Here is a 20,230-nt window from a genome sequence, read left to right as displayed (position 1 = left end):
TCAAAAGGACACTGTCCGACGGTCAAGCGCTACGCAGCCAGCGGCTCCGTGAGGTTGGCGTATTTGAGCGCCTTCGCGTGGTGGCGCAGACGGCGTCGGACATCCGCCTTTGTTGTTTCGGGATGGTCATTTCCAGGCAGAGGCGGAGCTGTTGAGCGGTATGTGTGTCTGGTGGGCGTGCGCACTTCCAAAGTGTGCCGCGCACCGGGGCGCGGTCGGGATTTCCAACCGCTGATTTCCTTGGTGTGGTTGCATGCTTCGCAGAGGCCTGCCCCGTTCCCAAGGCTCGTAGTTCCGCCGTCGCGCCAGGGGACGATGTGGTCGAAATGCCTGATGGGCGCATCGCAATATGGGGTCCGGCACGTGTGGTCGCGGGCCTCGATGAAACGGCGCAGCCCAGCCGGGAAGAGCCGCGCCCGGGAGTCGGCGTTAAGAAGGTCGCTGCTTCCAGGCGCGGTGTACAGCCGCCGGAGCCACACTTTGAGCTCTCGACCGCAATCAGCCTGGTTGTCCGTCAGCAAGGTGCGGGCCCAACCGGCAGGCACAACGCCGTATCCAGCAATACGGGCCGGTTCGCTGTCGCCTTGAAAGAGGGTGCGGTCCGTCATGACGAGTTGGATCTCTACACTTGAGATTCCCATCGAGGTGCCAGTGGTCCGTTCCACCAAGGCGTCGGCCATGATCTGGCCGCGGCTCCGGTTGTCTCCGTCCGATCGGAGCGAGTCGGCGTGCCGACTAAGCGCCGCATGCACGGCCACGCCTTGGGCGACGGGAAGCAGCGCGGTCAGATAGGTCATGGTGTCAGGTGCCGGGCGCAGACTGACGTGGCGCTCGACGGCGGCATGGCTGGCACGTTCCGTGACGGATCTGGGATCCCTGCGGTATGAGGCCGCCCGGGCTGCAGCAACAATTTCCCGGTCTCCCGCTCCAGTGAACGCCCCGCTGTCGGCGCCCAGCTCTTCATCCACGGCGCATCGATCGGCTGCGCTCAGGCACGCGGTCTCCTTGACCAACAGAGTTGCACGCCATTCGTTCAATTGGCCTGTGTCCAAGGCCGCCAAAGTGTGGGGCATTTCGGTCACAAGAGCCTTTGCGAGGCCTAGGAGCCGGGCACCGCGGGCGGGGGATTCCCGCCGTGCGAGGGCAATCTGCGCAGCCACACCTTTTCCCTGTTCCGCGCTGGGAGTGCCTTCCTCGCCCTGTGCCCGGCGCTGTGCGGCGTCAAATGCGACAGAAATCCGGGCTTGCAGGCCGGCGACCGCGGACTTCAGGTCTTCAAGTCCACGTAGCTGGTCGATGAGGCTGGCGCTGTCTGCATCAGGCCGAAGCGAGCCCACCGCGGCAATCAGGTCCTCCACGCGGGTACACGGAGCGGCGGTTCGCGCTGCCTCCCGCGTCGACCGAGATTCCTGAATGCCGTCCATAAGATAACTCTGTCAGAGGGGGCTGACATTAAAAGCCGAAGCGTTTTTGCCGCTGTCAACTCACAAAATTCAAAAAACCGGACACAGAAAAGGATGCAATTATTACGGCAATTACGGCATGCCGACCGTAGTATTCCGACACGCCGACGAAATTTCATCTGGAAGTCAACTCAGGAGGTGGTTTCAGACCCTACGATAAGTCGTCATCACTCATCTAAGAAGGAGTTCCATTGTCGTATCCGCAGCAACAGAGCGTTCAGTCCGGAAATGCCGTCCCGCTTTGGGCCCCGTACTACGGCGCGCCGATCGTTGAGGCCGCTCGTCGGTTCTTCAAGAAGTACGCTACATTCACCGGCCGCGCCAGCCGCAGCGAATACTGGTGGTGGACTCTCATCTCCGTCGTAGTAGGAATCGTGCTGAACATCATCACGTCCGTGGCAGGTTCCGCCGGCTCGACCGTCAGCGATTCCGGAGCCATGGTCCCGGGACCCGGCGCAGTGATCGGCATCGTTCTGGTGGTCATCTGGGGTCTGGCCATCATCGTCCCGAGCTTGGCCCTTGTGGTCCGACGCCTGCACGATGCGAACTTCAGCGGTTGGATGATCCTCATTGGACTGGTCCCGTTCCTGGGTAGCCTGGCCCTCCTTGTCTTCATGTGCCTTCCGCCCAAGCCGGAAGGCCAGCGGTTCGACGTTCCTGCTTGAGTCTCCACGCTAGCGAACACACTAAAGGCCGCCGTCGTCGTGTCGGTGGCCTTTAGTGTGTGCACGCCAGTATTCGCCGGGTCAGAGGACAAGACGACTGCTGGACTCCTGCCGGCGTATCGATGATGACGCTGGGCACACCCCCAAACACAACGGGGGGCCGGCGGCGTCTGGGGTAGAGAGCCCCGAGCCCCGGGCTCGAGGGGCCCTCCCGCCGTCGGCCCCGTCTCATGCCGGCCCCGGAGGGCCGGTAGCTAGCGAGGCACCGGATGTGGTCCTGTATCTATTCAATATTCCACCGTGTGGCGTGGCACGAGTGGCGTGTACTCGTTTTCAGGCGAAGGGGTCCCAAGAGTCCCGGATGCCTACGTGAGCCGGCCCCGCCCCGGCTATGCGACGATCACCGTTACCGATCGTTTGCGGGGGCTTGCCCGATGACGGTCTTCGGAGGAGGATATGCGGCACACCCGGGAGGCCTTTCGTGACCCAGCTTGGCAAATTTGAGAAGTATCTGGTCGAGGAGTTCTTCGACGACTACCGCGCGGGAGAAATGTCGCAGCGGACATTCATTCGTCGGGTTGCCTTTATCACCGGGAGCATGGCGGCAGCTTCGTCAACGATGCTTCAGTTAGGCTGCACTCCGGCCGAAGTCCCGCGTGGCACCGACCCGATGCCGCGACTCGAGGCTTCGAGCTCCCAGCAGGCTTCGGCCGCCGAAGGCGGGGCCGTTCCCGGCGCGAAGAGACCGCTGTCCGTTCCGGACGGCGCGCCCGGACTGGTGACGGACACCGTCCGCTTCCCCGCGGGTGGAACCGGGATCAGCGCCTACCTCGCCAGGCCTGATGCGGCAGACGCCGGGCCGGCGGTCCTCGTTTGCCACGAGAACCGCGGACTAACCCCACATATCCGGGACGTAACACGCCGTTTCGCGAAGGCCGGGTATGTGGCACTGGCTCCGGATCTCCTGAGCAGGGAAGGCGGCACATCGGGCTTGGATCCCGACGCCGTACCGGGAGCATTGACCAGAGCCGGAGCCGGGCGGCATGTGTCCGATTTTTCCGCTGGATTCGATTACCTCCGATCACTGGATATTGTGGACGGGGAGCGGATCGCCATGAACGGTTATTGCTTTGGTGGCGGCATCACGTGGCAAGCCGCGACGGAAATTCCACGGCTGAAAGCCACAGCCGCCTTCTACGGACCCGCACCCGATCTGGACAAAGTCCCCTCCATCAAACCCGCTGTCTTTGGCGTCTATGCCGAACTCGACCAGCGCATCACCGGCGCAATGCCGGCCCTTCGGGATGCGCTCGCCGCCACTGACGTCCGCCACAAGCTCACTGTCTATCCCGGCGTCGACCACGCTTTCCATAACGACACGAGCGAACGCTACAGTGAGGCGCAGGCGACGGCTGCTTGGCAGGACATGCTGGAGTGGTTCGCCGAATACGTCTAAACAGGGACGTTGCGAAAGAATATTCGCATGAGTGACGCCGCCGAGTTCATCGATGAGGCTTTACGCCGTGAAAGCTCCTGGCTCCGCGCCGAAGAGGCAGAGGCGCGGCTTGGAGCCGGGCTTCGTTTCTACGGGTCGTCCATCGGCGCCGTCCGGGGGACTGTTCGCGACGCGCTCCGTCGCCATTCGCGACTCACGCATGACGAGGTCACTGCGTTGAGTTCGGAACTGTGGGAGCCTCCTGTTTTCGAGCGTCGTCTCGCGGCGATAGTGCTGTTGCAGACCAATATCCAGCTGCTAACGAATTCCGATCTGACACGCCTTGAGGGTTTTGTCCGGGAAGGAAAGCTGCGGGAACTTGTCGATCCGCTCGCGGTCGATGTGATTGGACCTTTGATAGCCGGGTTGGATGGGCAGGCCAAGACGCGGGCGGAGGGTGTTCTGCAGCGTTGGGTGGGCGGAACCGACCAGTGGCTGCGCCGCGCCGCCCTCATGTCGCCATTGAGCGCACTCCGTGCCGGGGGAGGCGACTGGGATGCCTTTGTAAGGACGGCCACTGCAGCGCTCGACGCCGCACGGGAGGCGGCCGATGAAGCCGAGTCGGTCCGGGACGCTGTTTCCATTGTGCTGAGCGAGGTCGCGAAGCGCAGGCCTGAGCTGCACTTTCCATCGTCAGTCGCCTGACCTCCGATTCACTGAGCCTCGCTTGCCCGTTCGTCAGCCAGTTCGGCCTCGAGGAGTTCGACGCTGGGCAGGCTCGAAGCGAATTCTTCCGGCATGGACTCCATGATTTCGGTCTTCCACTCCGAGACTCCGATCGGCATGGAGGTTGTCCGGAGAGCGTACTCGGCCACCAGACTGTCCTTGGATTTGCAAAGGAGGAGTCCGATGGTGGGCTTGTCATCGGGGTGGGCAAGCAGGTCATCCACGGCGGCCATGTACATCCCGAGCTGACCAAGGTAGCCGGGCTTGAAGTCCGTGGCCTTAAGCTCGATCACCACGAAGCAGCGGAGCTTGAAGTTGTAGAAAAGCAAGTCGGCAAAGAATTCTTGATCGCTAATGAGCAACTGGACTTGGCTCCCCACGTAGGCAAAACCGTGGCCTAGCTCCAAGAGGAATTTTTCAACGTGCTTAACCAGCTGCGATTCCAGTTCGCGCTCATTCTGCCGATCCGTCATAGCTACAAAGTCAAAGACGTACGGATCCTTGGTGGCCTCCTGGGTCAGGTCGGAATCCGCAGGCGGGAGCGTTGCTTTGAAGTTGCTGATTGCCTTGCCTGAGCGCTCCATGCGTTTTGTCTCGATGTGATGGACCAGGACGTTCCGGGACCATCCGTGCTCGACGGCGGACGCCGCGTACCAGAGGCGCGTCGCGGCGTCGTCGAGCTTCTCAAGCAGCGCGATCTGGTGGTACCAGGGCAATGTTGCAAGCGGCGCTTGCAACATTGGGAATTCCGGCCAGCCTGGCAAATGCCTTCATGTAGCGCAGGTTCCGTGGTGAGAACCCTTTGGCTGCGGGGAAACGCGAGCGAATGTCGGCTGAAAGGCGGGTGACTACCTTCGAACCCCAACCATGCTCCGACTCTCGCTGCGCCAATTGCCGGCCCACCGACCAATACGACGTGAGAAGCTCCCTGTTCACCACTGAAATGGCTCTCGAACGGCCCGCGCTGACTTCCTTGGCCACGCCCGCAAGCAGTTCGGGGTACCAAGCGGGCATGGAGGAAGCGGCGGGGGTCGCAGGGAACGACGCCGGAGGAGCGGTTGGCGGGGGAGCTGGACTCATTTGCTGTGCTGGCATGTTTTCAAGCTACCCGCGGGCACCGACAGAATATTTGGATGAGCGATGCTCCGATTTTGTGTTCCCAGCGCAACCCATCCCTCGTACTCTGATTCTGGGAGGTGGTTCCTGTGGAAGCAGCCCAGGGAGACCGGATCATCATTCATGGCAGGACGGTCGGTTCGACTGACCGGCACGGCGAGATCATCGAAGTCCGCGGCGCCAATGGCGCGCCGCCGTACTTCGTGCGCTTTGACGATGGGCACGAGACCATCCTGTATCCGGGTGGTGACTTCAGCGTCGATCACTCGGGAGGGCCGACGTAGCCGAGGGCACTGCGCACTCCGTGATCTGGGCGTTGGTCATCCTGCGTCGACGTCGGACGGCTGTGGCCCCAGAAGATACAGTGGTCTGAGTTCCACTACCGGACCGGCGAAAGGGCAGGCGTTGAGTATTGAGCTTCCGGAACTTGCGGAAGGCGATTTCTACTACGAATCGCTCGGAAATGGGCGGTTTCGCTCCACTATCCACGCCCAAGGCGCGTGGAATCCCCACGAGCAGCACATGGCACCGGCGTCGGGCATCATGGCCGACGCTTTGCTCCGGCACGAACCGCGGGACGACGTCCGAATGGCCCGCCTTAGCTACGAAATCCTGGGACTGATCCCGGGAGGCGACTTCGAAGTCACCACCAGTACCGTCCGCCCCGGCAGGACCATCGAACTGATCCAGGCGGAACTTTCGGCAGCAGGCCGCGTGGCAATCCGGGCCTCGGCGTGGCGGATGGCCACGAGCGACACAAGTGCAGTGGCTGCCGTGGAAGACGTCGCCATGCCGGCGCCTGATGAATGCAAGCCCTGGGACGGTGCGAGCGTGTGGCCCGGCGGCTACATCCGGTCCTTGGAAATGCGCATTGCCGAGGGGCACAGAGCGGGCTCGGGCAAGGTCTGGATCCGCACAGGGCACCCCCTCACCGACGCTGCAGACAGCAGTGATGTCGCGAGGCTTGTAGGACTTGTCGACACCGCCAACGGCATCGCCGCCCGTGTTTCACCCGGCAAGGACAGTTATGCGTTCCCCAACCTGGACCTCCAGATCCATATGTACCGTGAGCCCGCGGGCGAGTGGCTGGGCTTGGACAACATGGTCTCCTTCGGCACTGACGGAATTGGCCTCACGTCCACGGTGCTGCACGACATCAGTGGCCCCTTCGGCCGTGCGGAACAGATCCTCACGCTGAGGAAGAGCTGATGGCCGGGAAATCGAGCGGGGCGCGGCGCACGCTGACGGTGGTTCGTCAGGAAGAATCACTCGGGGTCGCTGATGACCTCGAGTTCGGGATCGAGCTCCTGAATCGTGCCCGCAGAGGTCAGCTCCCGCCAACGCTGAGGCTCTACCGGCCCCGCCCCACCGTGGCGTTCGGGCAGCGGGACGCTAAGCTCTCCGGGTTTCACGCCGCGTCCGAGGCCTGCCGGGAACTCGGCTTCGAACCATTGATCCGCAGGGCCGGCGGCCGGGCTGCGGCTTACCATCGCGGCACCTTGGTGATCGACCATGTTGAGCCGCAAACCGATGCGATTGCCGGTGCAAAGGCCCGATTCTCCTTCTTCGGTGAGCTCTTGGCGGGGGCACTCCGTCGTGTCGGCGTGCACGCGGCCGTGGGGGAGCTTCCTGGCGAATACTGCCCGGGAGAGTTCAGCGTCCACGGACTGGACCCGGATTTTCCGACGCATCAAATCAAGCTGATCGGCACTGCGCAAAGGGTGGTGTCCGGAGGGTGGCTGTTCAGCTCGGTGATCGTCATCGAAAACTCCGCTCCCATCCGTGAAGTCCTCACGGCCAGCTATGAAGCCCTCGGCCTCGAGTGGGATCCTGCCACCGCCGGAGCCGCCAACGATCTCTTGCCCCAACTGGACGTGCCCGCCGTGGAGGACGCCGTCGTCGAGGCTTACGCCGAATACGCGGACCTGCTCGACGGCGATTTCCAGAGCCTGCTCCCCGTGACGAACACCCAGCCGTTGTAGACGAATTCCGGCGCGACTACGCTTGAGGCCACAACCATGTGGACCCGGGCGGTGGTTTCCCGGGAAGGAAATATGCCGCCCTCCTGAAGCGAGGTGTAGCGCGATGGACAAGAAGCCATCTGTCGTCCACGATTCCGATGCGGAGCTGACTGTGGGTCCGCCCAAGCGATCGGCTGCAGGGTTGCCCAGCCTGGCGGAGTCTTTGCCGCGTTCCTTGACCGACATGGGGCCGTCCCGCATGTGGAAGACACTACGGGCGATAAATCAGAAGGACGGCTTCGATTGCATGAGCTGCGCCTGGCCCGATCCTCCCGAGCGGAAATTGGCCGAGTTCTGCGAAAACGGCGCGAAAGCAGTCGGTTGGGAAGCAGATCCGCTCAAAGTCCCGTCTGACTTCTGGGACGAGAACGACGTCGAATCCCTCGCCGGGCGCTCGGAGTACTGGCTCGGCCAGCAGGGGAGGCTGGTAGAACCCGTCTACAAACCCGTGGATTCAAGCCACTACGGTCCCATCAGCTGGGGCAACGCATTCCGGATTATTGCGCGTGAACTGAACGCGCTGAATTCACCCGACGAAGCCACGTTTTACACGAGCGGGCGGACCAGCAACGAGGCTGCGTTTGTCTACCAGCTTTTCGTTCGCGCATTCGGGACCAACAACCTGCCGGATTGTTCCAATATGTGCCATGAATCCACCGGGCTGGCCCTTGGCGAGACCTTGGGCGTGGGCAAATCCGCTGTCACCTACACGGACTTTGCCAAGGCGGATCTCATCGTCATCATGGGCCAGAACCCGGGAACATGCCATCCCAGGATGCTCACGGCCTTGGAAGAAGCCAAGATCGCCGGGGCCAGCATCGTCGCGGTGAACCCGCTCCCGGAGGCTGGACTCATCAACTTCAAAAACCCCCAACGGCCCCGTGGCCTGGCCGGCAAGGGAACCGATCTGGCGGATCAGTTCCTGCAGATCCGGCTCGCGGGAGACATGGCACTGCTGCAGGCAGTGTCCCAACGCGTGCTGGATGCAGAGAAGGCGGCACCGGGGGCTGTGCTCGACCACACGTTCATCGAGGCGCACTGCCAAGGACTCGAAGAGTTCAAGGCACACATCGAAAACCTGGATGGACGGGACGTCCTCGCCGCAACGGGCTTGAGGGCGGAAGAAATCGACGAGTTCGCCTCCCGCTACCTGAGCGCCGAAAAGGTCATCGTGACATGGGCCATGGGCCTCACGCAGCACAAGAAGGCCGTGGCCACCATCAAAGAGATCGTCAATCTGCTGCTGCTTCGCGGGAACATTGGCAAACCCGGTGCGGGCCCGTCGCCCATCCGCGGGCACAGCAACGTCCAAGGTGATCGCACCATGGGCATCTGGGAGAAGATGCCTGAGCCTTTCCTCAATGCCTTGCAGCAGGAATTCGGTTTCGACCCGCCGAGGCAGCCGGGCCTCGATTCCGTGGACAGCGTCCGCGGCATGCGGGACGGGCAGATCAAGGTGCTGGTAGCCCTCGGCGGAAACCTCGTGCATGCGATGTCGGACACCACCGCGGCGGAGGCTGCGGTCCGCAAGACAAAGTTGTCTGTCCAGATTTCCACGAAGCTCAACCGTTCCCATGCCGTGGTGGGCGAGCAAGCGTTGATCTTGCCGACGATGGGCCGGACGGAAATTGACCGCCAGGCGAGCGGCGAGCAGTTTGTCACAGTGGAAGACACGGTCTGCGCGGTTCATCGCTCGGCAGGCAGATTGGAGCCGATTTCCGAGAAGGTCCTGTCCGAAGTGGCGATCGTTTGCCGCTTGGCCCGCGCGGTCCTGGGCGACAAGGTGCCGGTCAGCTGGTCAGGTTTTGAGGCCGATTACGATATGGTGCGCGAGCACATCTCCCACGTGGTGCCGGGCTTCGAGGACTTCAATGAGAGGGCGCGGAGTCGCCACGGTTTTGTCCTGCCTCACGGTCCCCGGGATGAGCGGAAGTTTCCCACGGCTACCGGAAAGGCGATGTTCACCGTCAATGACCTGGAGACCATCCAGGTTCCGCAGGGGCGCCTCCTGCTCCAGACAGTCCGCTCCCATGATCAGTTCAACACCACGACTTACAGCATGAACGACCGCTACCGGGGCGTTAAAGAGGAACGCCTGGTCCTTTTTGTGCACCGCGACGACCTGGCTGAACTGGGACTTGCCGACGGCGGTTATGTAGACGTCCACAGCGAAGCCGACGACGGCGTGGACAGGGTTCTGCGTCAGTTGCGGCTGATCGCTTACCCCACTGCACGCGGTTGTGTGACGGCCTACTATCCCGAAGCGAATGTCCTGGTGCTGCTGGATTCGACCGCTGAGGGCAGCAACACCCCCGCGTCCAAGTCCGTGGTGGTGCGGCTGGAGCCAGCCGCACCACCATACTTCGCGAAGTCCAAGGGTTAGTGCCCCCGGGCGATCCATTCCTCGAGCTGGGGTGCCTCGGCTCCGATCGTGGTGGAGTCGCCATGACCGGTCAGGACACGGGTTTCGGCCGGCAGTGTCAGGAGCTTTGAGCGAATCGAATCGATGATCGTGGGGAAATCACTGTAAGAACGTCCCGTGGCCCCCGGGCCGCCTTGGAACAAGGTGTCGCCACTGAATAGGGTTCGTTCGCCCTCCAGGTAGAAGGACACGGAGCCCGGCGAGTGGCCCGGCGTATGGATGGCCTTGAGCTGCACCCCTGCCACGTCGAAGGAGTCCCCATCTGAGATAGCGGAGTCCGGCTCGGCTTCCGGATAGACCGCGCTCCAGAGCATCCAGTCGTCCTGGTGCAGGTGGATGGGTGCCCTGGACGAGGTCCCGGAAGCTTCCCGCTGACCGGATGTGGTCGTCGTGGCCATGCGTGAGCAGGACGGCCTTCACCTTGCGGTTACCGACGGCTTCGGCGATGGCTTTCGGGTTGTGCGCGGGGTCGATCACGATGCACTCGGCGTCGTCGCCCACAATCCAGACGTTGTTGTCGACGTCCCAAGTGCCGCCGTCGAGGGAGAACGTCCCGGACGTCACGACGCGATCGACGCGGACCTCGCCCGCTTCGTGGCTCAGGGCTTCCGAGGTCACAGTTCAACCACCGATCGAAGGACGGATCCTGAATGCATCTTGTCGAACGCCTCCTCGATATCGGCAATGCCGATCCGCTCTGTGACGAAGGCGTCGAGATCGAGCTTGCCTTGCCGGTAAAGGCTGACCAGCATCGGGAAATCGCGGGACGGCAGGCAGTCGCCGTACCAGGAGGACTTCAGCGAACCGCCGCGGCCGAAGACATCCAGCAACGGGAGTTCGAGCGTCATCTCCGGCGTCGGGACGCCCACCAGGACCACAGTTCCGGCGAGGTCACGTGCGTAGAACGCCTGCTTGTACGTCTCAGGGCGCCCGACGGCGTCGATCACCACGTCCGCACCAAACCCGCCCGTGAGTTCACGGATCTGTTCCACCGGATCGCCCTGGAGGAGTCGACCACATGGGTGGCGCCGAGTTCGCGGGCACGGTCCAGCTTCTTGGCATCGATATCGACCGCGATGATCGTGGTGGCGCCAGCCAAAGCAGCTCCCGCGATGGCGGCCACACCAACGCCGCCGCACCCGATGACGGCCACCGAATCGCCACGCTTCACGCCTCCGGTGTTGATCGCGGCGCCCAGCCCGGCCATCACGCCGCAGCCGAGGAGCCCGACGGCGGCAGCATCGGCGTCGGGATCAACTTTGGTGCATTGCCCCGCGGCCACCAGTGTCTTCTCCGCGAAGGCTCCGATTCCCAAGGCCGGAGACAGAACGGTGCCGTCCTCAAGCGTCATCTTTTGGGTGGCATTGTGCGTGTTGAAGCAGTACTGGGCCTGGCCGCGGTTGCAGGCGCGGCAATTGCCGCAGACTGCCCGCCAGTTCAGGATTACTCGATCTCCGGGGGCGATTTCCGTGACGTCCGGACCGACCGCACTCACAACACCCGTTGCCTCGTGGCCCAGAAGGAAGGGAAAATCGTCGCTGATGCCGCCCAGTTTGTAGTGCAGGTCCGTGTGACACACGCCGCTGGTCAAGACGTCCACCAGCGCTTCGCCGGGACCCGGGTCCGGGACCAAAATGGTTTCGAGGGTTACGGGAGCGCCCTTCGAACGGACGATTGCCCCTGTGACTGCATGCACCATGGATGGTTCCCCTTTGAGGTTCGTGGACGGCGGACGTCTGTCCGCATCTTTCATCTCAACTTGTCTATCACATAGGCCGAAGGGGAATCAGGCCGCGAGACGCGCTTCGACCTCTGACGCTGAGGGGTTGGTAGCCGCGCTGCCGTCCGGGAAAAGGACCGTGGGAACGGTCTGGTTGCCACCGTTCAGCGTCTCCACGAGTTCGGCAGTGCCCTCCACCTCTTCGATGTTGATCTCTTTGTAGCCGATGCCCTTTGCATCCAGTTGCTTCTTCAGCCGGTTGCAATAGCCGCACCAGGTGGTCGAGAACATGGTGATGGTGCCGGATTCGGGGGTGAAATCCACGAAAGTCTCCTGTCGTCGTTTGTTGGAACTACTGGCGTCAACGGTAACCCGGCAGGCTGTATTCCTTCGCACCCTGTTCTTTCGCGCGGGAGATGAAACAGAGACGCGGTTCTATGGATTCTGAGGAAATCGATCCTAAAGCGACTCTTCGACGACCACTCCGGACTGGAACTCGCGGCCGTCCGCTTCGCTGAAGGCGGTCATCACGTGTCCCTTGCCGAGGCCGTGGATCGCGGAAAGGGGAAAATGGCCCGTAATGGTGTTCCCCGTGTGCTCCACACCCTTGAGGTCGTAGTTCTCTTCGGCACTTTGGTCGTGGTTAAAAGAAAAGAAGGCGATTGCCTCCCCGTTCATGAACTCAATGCCCAGCCTTCGCTGGGAGGAATAGTCCGGACTCGCCGCGACCAGGCCCACAACAAAGGCACCGGACCCAGGGATGTTCCCCTCGATCTCGAACCGGGCCACCAAGGTGGCTTCCGTGGCGGTGATGGTGGCCTGCTTCAGAAGTGCGTCATGGGTGCTCATGGCACAATCCTGCTCTGTGCGGCCGTTGCCGTCCACCCCTGTTTGCGGTTGAGACTTGTATTCGCAGGGCCTCCGCTCCGTGTGCTGGTCCTAGGCTAGGAACGGAGCCGGACCACCCGCAGCACGATGCCGGCCGCGAACATGAGGATGCCGAGGGCCGCCGAAAGCGGCGGGAGTGTGGCCAACAGGACCAGGCAAGCAAGGACCCCGAACACCTGGAGCGCTTTCGGGTACCGGCGGTCCGGGGCCGGCTGGGTGAAGGCTGCAATATTGGCGATGAGGTAGTAGATGAGCACTCCGAGCGAGGAGAAACCGATCGCCCCGCGCAAATCAGCGACGGCGACGATCACGCAGATCACCACGGCCAACGCGATTTCGGCCCTGTGCGGGACGCGATAGCGGGGGTGGACTGCGGCAAGCCAGTGCGGCAGGTCATGGTGCCGGGCCATAGCCAAGGTCGTCCTGCCCAGGCCCGCGATGAGCGCCAACAGCGCGCCGAGGGCGGCGACGGCGGCCCCCACCCGGACGACGGGAACGGCCCACCCTGACGTTCCGGCTCCCACGGCGGCGGCGAGTGGCGTTGGTGTGCCGGCCACGCCGTCCGGTCCGAGCGTCGCCAGGAGCGTCACCGCGATGACGGCGTAGAGGATCACGGTTATTCCCAAGGCGATCCCGATGGCACGCGGAATGGCGCGCCTGGGGTTGCGGACTTCCTCGCCCATGGTCGCGATCCTGGCGTAGCCGGCGAACGCGAAGAACAGCAACCCGGCGGATTGGAGGATTCCGTACCAGCCATGCGCCAGCAACCCGTCCCCGGGAATATTGGCCAGGGCAGGGGAGGAACCGCCCCAGCAAGCGGCGACGGCGATGGCGAGAGCCGCTAGAACGAGGAGGACCAGAAGACGGGTCAGGCCCGCCGTCCGGGTCACCCCGTGATAGTTCACGGCGGCGAGGACGACGACGGCGGCGACCGCCACGGGGCGTTCCCATCCCGCGGGAGCTGCATAGGCCGCGAATGTCATGGCCATGGCCGCGGCACTGGCGGTCTTGCCGATGACGAAGCCCCACCCGGCCAAATACCCGGACCACGGGCCCAGCCGCTCGCGACCGTAAATGTACGTTCCGCCCGACGTGGGGTAGGCAGCCGCAAGTTGCGCGCTGGATGTTGCGTTGCAGAACGCCACCGCGGCTGCAACAACAAGGCCAATCAGCAGACCGGATCCAGCGGCGGTAGCGGCTGGAGTGAAAGCCGCGAAGACTCCCGCCCCAATCATCGACCCTAGGCCGATGACCACTGCGTCAAAGGTACCCAGCCGACGGGCCAGGGCCTGGGGGTTGCTCATGGGGTCTCCTTCGCCACTCGTGACTAGCCTATGTGCCGGGAGCTCCCCGGAATGGCAGTCCGGTTCGAGTGGTTGGAGGTTCCTAAGACTGTCCGGTGATCGTCAAGCCGATGAGGACGCAGTTGAGTCCGATAATGAGCGTCACGCTAGTCCACCCGGCAACCTTCAATGCCGGTGAATCCGTATGGATCCCCATGACCTCGCGCTTGCCCGTGAGCCGGATCAGGGGGATCAAAGCGAACGGTATGCCGAAGCTCAACAGGACTTGGCTCAACACCAATGCCAGGGTCGGTTCTATGCCCGCACCAAGGATGATCAACGCGGGGACCAGGGTGATCACCCGCCGGAGTAGCAGCGGTACGCGGACCTTGAGGAGGCCACCCATGATCGTGGCGCCGGCGTAGCATCCAACGGAGGTTGAGGCGAGGCCCGAGGCCAGCAACCCGACGCCGAATGCGACCCCGATGACAGGTCCAAGGGCGGAGGTGACTGCGGCGTGGGCGCCTGCAATGGTGTCAGTTCCTTCGACTCCCCGGAGGCTGGAAGCGGCTAAAAGGAGCATGGCGATATTTACCACCCCGGCCAGCAACAACGCAGATACGACGTCCACCCTGGTTGTCTTGATGAGCTTCGTACGCACTGCCGGATCTTCCGAGAAGCCGTGCCTGTCACGGGCCAGGGCCGAATGCAGGTAGATGGCGTGCGGCATGACTGTGGCACCGAGCATGCTCGCGGCGAGGAGGACGGTGTCCGTGCCTTCGAACCGTGGCACCAGGCCGGACAACACGCCACCGGTCGCCGGGGGATTGACGAAGAGTCCTGAGACGAAACCAAGAGCGATGACCGCCAGGAGCATCATGATGGCGTATTCGAATGACTTTTGGCCCCGTGAGGACTGGAGCGCCAGAAGCAACATCGATGCCAAGCCGATGATGATGCCGCCAAAGAGCAGGGGCAGCCCGAAGAGGAGGTTGAGGGCTACGGCTCCGCCGATGACTTCTGCCATGTCTGTTGCGCCGGCCACCACCTCCGCCTGGATCCAAAACAGCCTCCGGCGGTGGGTTCCCAACCGTTTGCCGAGGAGCTCGGGAAGGCTCTGGCCAGTGGCCAGGCCGAGTTTCGCGGACTGGTATTGCACCAAGACGGCCATGAGGTTTGCCGCAACCAAGACCCACACGAGCAAGTAGCCATAGCTCGCCCCGGCAGTCAGGTTTGCCGCGACGTTCCCCGGATCCACGTAGGCGATGGCAGCCACGAAAGCCGGGCCCATCAAGAGCAGCCGGGACCGCCACCGGGTCTTTCCAGCTCCTTGCTGCGCAATCGTGGCGGCCATGGTTTCCTCAACATCGGGGATAGGAATACCACGAGGATACCGTTAAGTTAGGCACACCGAAAAGTAGCTTTTAGGTGCACTGGATTATCTTGCTCACACCCTCCCCGTCAGTTGGGCAGGGGGCTAGGCGTGGGTGGGTTCCTCCACCAAGGCGGTGGCGATGCTGTCCGCGTCCTCGAGCGCGGCGAGGTAACGCTCGGCGTCCAAGGCCGCGGCGCAACCTGTGCCTGCGGCCGTAATGGCTTGCCTGTAGCGGTGGTCCACAGCGTCACCGCATGCGAAAACTCCGGAGAGGTTGGTCACCGTCGTGGGGGAGTCCACTTTGATGTAGCCCTCGGCGTCGAGCTCCACCTGCCCCGCAACCAGGTCAGTGCGGGGGACATGTCCAATGGCCACGAATATTCCTGTAGCCGCATGTTCCCGAGTTTCGCCGGTGCGGGTGTCCGTCAGGGTCACGCCGGTCACCTTGGCGTCGCCATGGATGGCAGTGATGGCCGAATTCCACGCAAAGCGGATTTTCGGATTGTCTTTGGCCCGCTGGGCCATGATCCGGGAGGCCCGGAGCTCTTCCCTGCGGACTACCACCGTGACGGTCGTGGCGAAGCGGGTCAGGAAGGTGGCCTCTTCCATGGCGGAATCGCCGCCGCCCACCACCACGATGTCCTGTTCGCGGAAGAAGAAGCCATCACAGGTCGCGCACCACGAGACGCCGTGGCCGCTGAGCTTCTTCTCTTCCGGCAAGCCGAGTTCCTTGTAGGCGGAGCCGGTTGCAAGGATCACGGCCCGGGCCTTGTAAGTGTTGCCCGATCCAGTGACCACGCGCTTGAGGTGCCCGGCCAGCTGGACTTCCGTGACGTCGTCGAACACTATTTTGGCGCCGAACCGTTCTGCCTGCTCCTGCAATCCGTCCATGAGTTCGGGGCCCTGAATTCCTGCGGGGAAGCCGGGGAAGTTCTCCACTTCGGTGGTGTTCATCAGCGCACCGCCGGCGGTGACTGATCCGGCGAGGACCAAGGGGGCCAAGCCTGCCCGGGCCGCGTAGATTGCGGCGGTGTAGCCGGCAGGGCCGGATCCGATGATGATCAACTGTTCTTTGCTCATGAGGACAGTGCAGCAAGATCCCGGACTTCAATCAAGGGCCCGACGACGGCGGCCATCGCCAATGGCGCGATACGCTCCTTGAGCGCCGCTCACGCCGGGTCTGAAGCGTGCACCACAAAGTGTTCAACCCGTCGGTCCGGAACCAACCAGATCAGCGCCACCACGGTGTAAGCGCCGACGGCGAGCAACGGATGAAGCAGGCAGAGGCCGAGCCCCGCCAGATAGATGAGGGGAGACGTCTTTCCCTTCCAATCCCGGCCCAGCGCCTGAGCGAGTGCGCCCTGGCGCCCCTGTTGGCGGATCAACGCCTGCTGTAGGACAAAGTAGGCAATGGCGGCGCAGAGCAGGTTGACGCCATAGGCCAGGACGGGGACTTCCACGAAGCCTGACTCGTCCATCCAACGCGTGCTGAACGGGAACAGCGAAATCCAGAACAACAAGTGCAAATTTGCCCAGAGTATTCCGCCATTGACGCGCTCTGCCAAATGGATCAGGTGGTGGTGGTTGTTCCAGTAAATTCCTACATAGACGAAGCTGAGCAGGTAGCTGAGGAAGGTAGGAAGGACGCTGAGCAAGCCGTGCCAAGTCGCTTCCGGAGGTACCCGGAGTTCCAGCACCATGATGGTGATGACAATGGCGAGGACGCCGTCACTGAATGCCTCAAGCCGGTTCTTGTTCATCGATTTGCCTTCATGAGCACATCATCGTTGGTAAGGACTTCCAGTGCCAAACGATCACCTCATGCTGCTTCTGGACTGCGAAACAATGCACCCAGCCGGACAGTGGCCGGCTCATGTTTGTTTGCCATTTTCAGCGGCGCGATCGTGGCATATGGTGAATGCACCACCGTTACCGCGTGGGCCTTTAAGTCATCCATACACGAACAAGGGAGATTCTCATGTTGCTTTGGATAGCCATCATTATCGCTGTTCTCTGGCTTCTCGGCCTGATCGGGAACATCGGCGGCGGGTTCATTCACCTGCTTTTGGTTGTTGCCGTGATCGTCCTGATCTTCCACTTCCTCCGTGGCAGGTCCCGCGTTTAGGCGTTCCAGCGAATGTCCCTGCCGGGCATGGGGCACGCGCTCGTGGCCGCGATGCATGCCTGGCAGGGACATGAGGAGGAGTCAGCCTTCAAGACGTACTCCATCACCAGGTCTCCCGGTCTAGCCCAGTGTGGACGTGTCAATCACGAAGCGGTACCGCACGTCGGAGGCGAGCACCCGCTCGTAGGCGTCGTTGATTTTCTCTGCCGGGATGACCTCGATCTCGGCACCAAGCCCATGCTCGGCGCAGAAGTCAAGCATTTCCTGGGTCTCCCGGATGCCGCCGATCATGGATCCGGCGAAGGACCGCCGGCCCCCGATGAGTGCGAAGGCGTTGACCGGCAGCGGTTCGGCCGGTGCCCCGACGTTCACCAGCGCGCCGTCGAGCGTCAGCAACTGAAGGTAGGAGCTGATGTCGATGGAGGCACTGACGGTGTTGATGATCAGGTCAAAGTTTCGCGCGAGCTTTTCGAAGGTGGCCGGGTCGCTCGTGGCGAAGTAGTGGTCCGCGCCCAGGCGAAGGCCGTCTTCCATCTTCTTCAGCGACTGGGACAACACGGTCACTTCGGCACCCATGGCGTGCGCGAGCTTGACTGCCATGTGGCCGAGCCCGCCGAGTCCGACGACGGCGACCTTCTTTCCGGGGCCGGCGCCCCAGTGCCGAAGCGGTGAGTAGGTGGTGATGCCTGCGCACAGCAGGGGAGCGGCGGCGTCGAGCTCTATTCCTTCAGGAATCCGCACCACGAAGTCCTCGGTGACCACAACATGGGTGGAGTAGCCGCCCTGGGTGATGGTCCCGTCGCGGTCGACGGCGCCGTAGGTTCCGGTCATGCCTTTGAGGCAGTACTGTTCCTCGCCCTTGCGGCAGTTCTCGCATTCGCGGCAGGAGTTGACCATGCAGCCGACGCCAACACGGTCGCCGATCTTGTGGCGGGTCACTTCGGAGCCGATTTCGGTGACGATACCGGCGATTTCGTGGCCGGGAGCCAGCGGGTAGGACTGCGGTCCCCAGTCGCCGCGGACGGTGTGGATGTCTGAATGGCAGATGCCTGCGTACTTGATCTCGATCAGCACGTCGTGGGCACCGACGTCGCGGCGCTCAATGGTGGTGGGGACGAGGGCCCCGCTCGCGGAAGGGGCGGCGTAAGCATTGACGGTCAGCATTTTTCTCCTGTTTGTGGACGGAGGATTGGCACTATCCATCAAACAGGAACTTTCGGACGTGAGGGAGGCCCTGCTGATAGGGGTACTGGCAAGGCCTCCCTCAGCCATTGCGGGCTAGCTCTTTCCGAGGAAGATGGGGTTGGTCAACGCTGCCATGGGGCCGAGCGGGATGGTGGTACCCATCTCGGTACCGCTTCCAGAGGTTCCGTCGATCTTCGGATGCCGGACCTCCACGCGCACATACGCCGCGAGCTGCGGCGTCGTGATCCAGGTGCTGGTTCCCTGGCCCGACGCGGGAAGCGTGACTTGCTGGGTCTGCCCTTCATCCGTGATGAAGCGGACGACGCCGTTGGGCACGCCGGCGATTTTCGCCGTCACCGTGACGGGAGCGTCTGCCGCGACACTTAGCCGGTCGCCGACCGTCGCGCTCTTGCCGCCTGACGTCACCTGGAAGTCCACCGAAACATCCGCCGATTCGGCGATCCAGTTCCGTCCTTTGCGGATGCCGTCCAAGAGCGCATCGCGGGACAAGGCCGAGGCGTTGACTACGTTGTGAGGGAAGCCAATGACCTGCGGGACACTGTGGGCGTCGCTGTTTCCCATCGCGGGGAGCCACCGGCCACCCGTGCGCACGGATTGGGCCAGCATGGAGTCCCACGTGTTGACCGAGGACTCGTCGTCCAAGGTCCACGGGCCCGTCCAAACCTCAACGGCGTCGGCGTCGTCATAGCCGAACTTCCAGCGGCAGGCGACGTATGGGCAGTACGGGTGGGCCGGGACGACGATTCCGCCGGAATCGTGGATCCGCCGCGCTTCCTGCTCGAATCCCTTGTCGCGTGCACGGTAGCGCCAGTCAATCCACTCGCCGGGTTCGAGGCCGAGCGCGAGGTAGTGACCGTTGCGGGTGGTAACTTCCTCGCCCGTGAGGATGAGCAGGTCGTTGCCGGCGAGCGGCCCCCAGACGCCGTGAGACGCGGGCGTGTTGTGGTCCGTGGAAATCATGAAGTCGAGCCGCGCGGCACGGGCACCCGCTGCGACTTCTTCGGGAGTGCGCTTCCCGTCGGAGTAGACGGTGTGCAGGTGCGCATCACCCCGGTACCAGGCCTGCGCCGCGGCCGGCGATCTGCTGCGGCGGGTATTGGGCCTTGAAGGGCGTGCCGTCAGGTCCATACTCGAGGGTGACGTTCACGGTGTAGTCGAGGCCCTGCTCGGCTACCTGGTACGGGCCGAGAACGATGTTCCAGGTACCCTTTCCGACGGGTCCAGGCAGGTAACCCGGCGTCGTGTCGCCAGCGCTGATGCTGAATTCGGTACGGAATCCGCCGGACCAGCCGCGGAAACCCTTACCGGCAAGGTCGGTGCCCTTCTCATCGAAGATTCCGATGTCGCAGGCATTCCCGAGAAGTCCAGGGTCACCTGGGGCTTGCTGTAGGTGTAGGAAACGCTGATCTTGTTGACGCTTGCCGGAACTTCGACCGGCAAGTACACGAAATCTGCGGCGCCCGGGTCCAAATGGCCGGTGATGGTCTTGGTCTTGCTGGTTCCGGTAGCGGCTGCGGCGAAGGAGACGGGCGCAAGAGTCAACGCTGCGCCGGTCAGTGCCGCGGCCAGGAAGCCGCGCCGGGTTGAGGAAAAGGTGGCATTTTCGCCCGAATGGGCTTTGCATGGAGAAGTCACCCGGACGATCCTGCCGCCAGTTACTGAACAGTAGGTAACGGTCCTGAGAACGCGCCATGAAACCACGAGCGTCAGCAACTTGAGTCCAAATAACGGACTGCCGCTGATCCGACCCTTGTCACAAGCAACGCCCGGGCTTACTGTTCTTGG

General features: G+C 62.9%; 19 protein-coding genes and 3 pseudogenes. 8 read left to right on the top strand and 14 right to left on the bottom strand.

What is annotated here, in order from left to right; genetic code table 11:
- Positions 1–29 precede the first annotated feature (29 nt).
- A complete protein-coding gene (locus ACF0H6_RS02945) occupies positions 30–1,424 on the bottom strand; it encodes a DUF222 domain-containing protein (protein WP_395248397.1) in 1,395 nt (464 codons plus the stop codon).
- A gap of 230 nt (positions 1,425–1,654) precedes the next feature.
- On the opposite strand from ACF0H6_RS02945, the gene ACF0H6_RS02940 reads away from it, so the two are divergent.
- From ACF0H6_RS02940 to ACF0H6_RS02930, 3 genes are all read left to right on the top strand, one after another.
- Positions 1,655–2,128 carry a DUF805 domain-containing protein gene (locus tag ACF0H6_RS02940; RefSeq protein ID WP_395248396.1) on the top strand — a complete coding sequence of 158 codons (474 nt, stop codon included), beginning with the start codon at positions 1,655–1,657 and terminating at the stop codon, positions 2,126–2,128.
- Positions 2,129–2,609: 481 nt separating this feature from the next.
- Positions 2,610–3,584 carry a dienelactone hydrolase family protein gene (locus ACF0H6_RS02935; RefSeq protein WP_395248395.1) on the top strand — a complete coding sequence of 325 codons (975 nt, stop codon included), beginning with the start codon at positions 2,610–2,612 and terminating at the stop codon, positions 3,582–3,584.
- A gap of 27 nt (positions 3,585–3,611) precedes the next feature.
- Complete coding sequence (locus ACF0H6_RS02930; protein ID WP_395248394.1) at positions 3,612–4,268, top strand: DNA alkylation repair protein; 657 nt, start codon at positions 3,612–3,614, stop codon at positions 4,266–4,268.
- Between the two features lie 8 nt (positions 4,269–4,276).
- Here ACF0H6_RS02930 and ACF0H6_RS02925 read toward each other — a convergent pair whose 3' ends face one another.
- Both ACF0H6_RS02925 and ACF0H6_RS02920 read right to left on the bottom strand, forming a co-directional pair.
- Complete coding sequence (locus tag ACF0H6_RS02925; protein WP_395249857.1) at positions 4,277–4,762, bottom strand: PDDEXK nuclease domain-containing protein; 486 nt, start codon at positions 4,760–4,762, stop codon at positions 4,277–4,279.
- A gap of 162 nt (positions 4,763–4,924) precedes the next feature.
- Positions 4,925–5,303, bottom strand: a pseudogene (locus ACF0H6_RS02920) (DUF1016 N-terminal domain-containing protein); the annotation flags it as partial.
- A 191-nt stretch (positions 5,304–5,494) separates the two neighbouring features.
- Here ACF0H6_RS02920 and ACF0H6_RS02915 point away from each other — a divergent pair.
- The 4 genes from ACF0H6_RS02915 to ACF0H6_RS02900 all read left to right on the top strand — a co-directional run bounded on the left by ACF0H6_RS02915 (position 5,495) and on the right by ACF0H6_RS02900 (position 9,809).
- Positions 5,495–5,689 carry a DUF1918 domain-containing protein gene (locus ACF0H6_RS02915; protein WP_395248393.1) on the top strand — a complete coding sequence of 65 codons (195 nt, stop codon included), beginning with the start codon at positions 5,495–5,497 and terminating at the stop codon, positions 5,687–5,689.
- Between the two features lie 121 nt (positions 5,690–5,810).
- Entirely contained in the window at positions 5,811–6,614 is an 804-nt protein-coding gene (locus ACF0H6_RS02910) for a thioesterase family protein (protein WP_395248392.1), read from the top strand.
- Positions 6,614–7,387: a biotin/lipoate A/B protein ligase family protein gene (locus ACF0H6_RS02905; RefSeq protein WP_395248391.1), complete on the top strand. Its 774-nt coding sequence runs from the start codon at positions 6,614–6,616 to the stop codon at positions 7,385–7,387. The genes ACF0H6_RS02910 and ACF0H6_RS02905 overlap by 1 nt, the downstream gene beginning before the upstream one ends.
- Before the next feature lie 103 nt (positions 7,388–7,490).
- Positions 7,491–9,809 (top strand): FdhF/YdeP family oxidoreductase, encoded by a 2,319-nt coding sequence (locus ACF0H6_RS02900; RefSeq protein WP_395248390.1) that lies wholly within the window; start codon positions 7,491–7,493, stop codon positions 9,807–9,809.
- On the opposite strand, the pseudogene ACF0H6_RS02895 reads toward ACF0H6_RS02900, so the two are convergent.
- The 8 genes and pseudogenes from ACF0H6_RS02895 to ACF0H6_RS02860 all read right to left on the bottom strand — a co-directional run bounded on the left by ACF0H6_RS02895 (position 9,806) and on the right by ACF0H6_RS02860 (position 16,874).
- A pseudogene (locus ACF0H6_RS02895) lies at positions 9,806–10,325 on the bottom strand (MBL fold metallo-hydrolase). The gene ACF0H6_RS02900 and the pseudogene ACF0H6_RS02895 sit on opposite strands and share 4 nt — an antisense overlap.
- 137 nt (positions 10,326–10,462) lie before the next feature.
- Positions 10,463–11,547, bottom strand: a pseudogene (locus ACF0H6_RS02890) (S-(hydroxymethyl)mycothiol dehydrogenase).
- Between the two features lie 87 nt (positions 11,548–11,634).
- Positions 11,635–11,892, bottom strand: coding sequence for a mycoredoxin (locus tag ACF0H6_RS02885; protein WP_395248389.1), 258 nt, complete (start codon positions 11,890–11,892; stop codon positions 11,635–11,637).
- 135 nt (positions 11,893–12,027) lie between these two features.
- A complete protein-coding gene (locus ACF0H6_RS02880; RefSeq protein WP_395248388.1) occupies positions 12,028–12,417 on the bottom strand; it encodes a hypothetical protein in 390 nt (129 codons plus the stop codon).
- Between the two features lie 95 nt (positions 12,418–12,512).
- Positions 12,513–13,760 (bottom strand): APC family permease, encoded by a 1,248-nt coding sequence (locus ACF0H6_RS02875; RefSeq protein WP_395248387.1) that lies wholly within the window; start codon positions 13,758–13,760, stop codon positions 12,513–12,515.
- A gap of 82 nt (positions 13,761–13,842) precedes the next feature.
- Positions 13,843–15,093, bottom strand: a complete 1,251-nt coding sequence (locus tag ACF0H6_RS02870) for an Nramp family divalent metal transporter (protein WP_395248386.1) — start codon at positions 15,091–15,093, stop codon at positions 13,843–13,845.
- A 123-nt stretch (positions 15,094–15,216) separates the two neighbouring features.
- Entirely contained in the window at positions 15,217–16,194 is a 978-nt protein-coding gene (trxB, locus tag ACF0H6_RS02865; RefSeq protein WP_395248385.1) for a thioredoxin-disulfide reductase, read from the bottom strand.
- Positions 16,195–16,283: 89 nt separating this feature from the next.
- Positions 16,284–16,874 (bottom strand): TMEM175 family protein, encoded by a 591-nt coding sequence (locus tag ACF0H6_RS02860; protein WP_395248384.1) that lies wholly within the window; start codon positions 16,872–16,874, stop codon positions 16,284–16,286.
- Positions 16,875–17,092: 218 nt separating this feature from the next.
- Between ACF0H6_RS02860 and ACF0H6_RS02855 the strand changes: the two genes are divergently transcribed.
- A complete protein-coding gene (locus ACF0H6_RS02855) occupies positions 17,093–17,239 on the top strand; it encodes a lmo0937 family membrane protein (protein ID WP_284755784.1) in 147 nt (48 codons plus the stop codon).
- A gap of 120 nt (positions 17,240–17,359) precedes the next feature.
- Here the strand turns inward: ACF0H6_RS02855 and ACF0H6_RS02850 are convergent, their stop codons facing one another.
- From ACF0H6_RS02850 to ACF0H6_RS02840, 3 genes are all read right to left on the bottom strand, one after another.
- Positions 17,360–18,403: an NAD(P)-dependent alcohol dehydrogenase gene (locus tag ACF0H6_RS02850; protein WP_395248383.1), complete on the bottom strand. Its 1,044-nt coding sequence runs from the start codon at positions 18,401–18,403 to the stop codon at positions 17,360–17,362.
- 114 nt (positions 18,404–18,517) lie between these two features.
- Entirely contained in the window at positions 18,518–19,573 is a 1,056-nt protein-coding gene (locus tag ACF0H6_RS02845) for a CehA/McbA family metallohydrolase (protein WP_395248382.1), read from the bottom strand.
- The gene (locus tag ACF0H6_RS02840) at positions 19,491–20,069 is read right to left on the bottom strand and encodes a hypothetical protein (RefSeq protein WP_395248381.1); all 579 of its coding nucleotides are present in this window, start codon (positions 20,067–20,069) and stop codon (positions 19,491–19,493) included. The genes ACF0H6_RS02845 and ACF0H6_RS02840 overlap by 83 nt, the downstream gene beginning before the upstream one ends.
- Between the last annotated feature and the right edge of the window lie 161 nt (positions 20,070–20,230).

Origin of the sequence: Arthrobacter sp. NA-172 (assembly GCF_043952055.1) — a bacterium.
Taxonomy (GTDB): Bacteria; Actinomycetota; Actinomycetes; order Actinomycetales; family Micrococcaceae; genus Arthrobacter.
The sequence above is the reverse complement of the archived record's forward strand: the minus strand, read 5'-3'. Positions and strand labels throughout refer to the sequence as shown.